The organism is Mesorhizobium sp. M2C.T.Ca.TU.002.02.1.1 (assembly GCF_003997225.1).
On the sequence record NZ_RZTO01001165.1, the window covers coordinates 1 to 1,408 of the forward strand.

Consider the following 1,408-nt stretch of genomic DNA (forward strand, 5'->3'; position numbering starts at 1 on the left):
GGTTCGGGGGCTTCAAATGGATGTCGCGCTTCGATACCTCAGCCAAGCCGGACCAGGCCAAGCCGAAGCAATAGCGGCGGCTTGTGCAACGGTGCCTTGCTGGCAGCGGCGAGATCGGAAAGCGCCGGGAACGTCACCCGCAGACGACCGGACTGGCCTTGAGCGCCACTCCCTCGCCCATTGGCGGCTGCGACTGGGACGGCGTCATTTCAGATGCCAAACAATGGGTTCCCGTTTGGTCTGCTTGTGGTATCTTCGAATCGATGAAAAACTCCCTCAAATCGGACCGCACGGCGAAAAATGGGCAATATGTCCTGACCAGTGGGCGCGGCGCCAAAATCAGCGCAGTCGAGGGCATGAAGCTGAGTTCGCGTATGGGGCATATCCTTGAGCAAAGTTCGCGGCACGGGCTAAGCGGCGATGAGCGACGCAAGCTCATCAAGGACCAACCGCGCAAGAAGTAACGCACCTTGGTCTATACCGCCGAGACCGACCCGCTATGCTATCCCGGCACGACGGTCCTGCGTAACATTCTGGACATTCACGACCAAGCCGAGCTTGATGAGTTCGAGCTCGCACTTTTCCTAACCCGCGCCGACGAAGCATTTCCGGCGGGAGATTTGGATTACCCGCATTATCTGGCGCTGCACCGTCACCTGTTTCAGGATGTCTATACATGGGCCGGCGAACCGCGCGCCATTCGCATCGGCAAGGGCGGCAACTGGTTTTGCTACCCGGAATACATCGACGCCGAGATGCATCGTATTTTTGAAGAGCTCTCGGCGGCGAACCATTACGTCGGTGAAACGGCGGAGATATTCGCCGCCGGTGCAGCGCACATTCTTGCCGAGATCAATGCAGTCCATCCCTTTCGGGAAGGCAACGGCCGCACCCAATTAGCGTTTCTGGCCATGCTGGCGGACAACGCGGGGTATGGATTCGACGACGACCAACTACAGCGAGACCGAGTCATGGGAGCGATGATCGACAGTTTTTCTGGCGACGAAGCCCCTCTCACTCGGCTGATCCGAGACATCATCGCCTGAAGGGATCCAACCGACGTGGCTGAAGCGCGGTAGCCAGGAATTCACGCCACCTTATCCAGCAGCGGCTTCAGCGCCGGATGGATTTGTGGCGAAGCGTGCCTGATCAGCGTCAGCAGCGCGCGCTCGTTGTCGCGCAGCGGTCGCTGGCCGCCGCCGACGCGCTCGGCCAGCCATTCGGCCTCGCTGGCGTCGATCGTCTCGGCGCGGCGGGCAAGCGCCTCGGCGGCCCGGTTCCTGGCTTCCCATTCGGCCTCGATATCGCCGGGCGAATGATAGGCTTCGAGGATCGCGGCGAACCCGCCCGAGACCATCCGGCTGAAGAAACCGCCAAGCGCCGGGCTTGACTCGTCGAGGAAGGTCTC

Annotated in this window: 2 protein-coding genes and 1 pseudogene; 2 read left to right on the top strand and 1 reads right to left on the bottom strand. The window is 61.0% G+C overall.

The window, feature by feature from the left end; all coding sequences use genetic code 11:
• The first annotated feature begins 158 nt into the window (after positions 1-158).
• Positions 159-464, top strand: coding sequence for a hypothetical protein (locus EOD07_RS34365; RefSeq protein WP_127238348.1), 306 nt, complete (start codon positions 159-161; stop codon positions 462-464).
• Between the two features lie 6 nt (positions 465-470).
• Positions 471-1,046, top strand: a complete 576-nt coding sequence (locus EOD07_RS34370; RefSeq protein WP_127238349.1) for a Fic family protein — start codon at positions 471-473, stop codon at positions 1,044-1,046.
• A gap of 41 nt (positions 1,047-1,087) precedes the next feature.
• Here EOD07_RS34370 and EOD07_RS34375 read toward each other — a convergent pair.
• Positions 1,088-1,408, bottom strand: a pseudogene (locus EOD07_RS34375) (hypothetical protein); the annotation flags it as partial.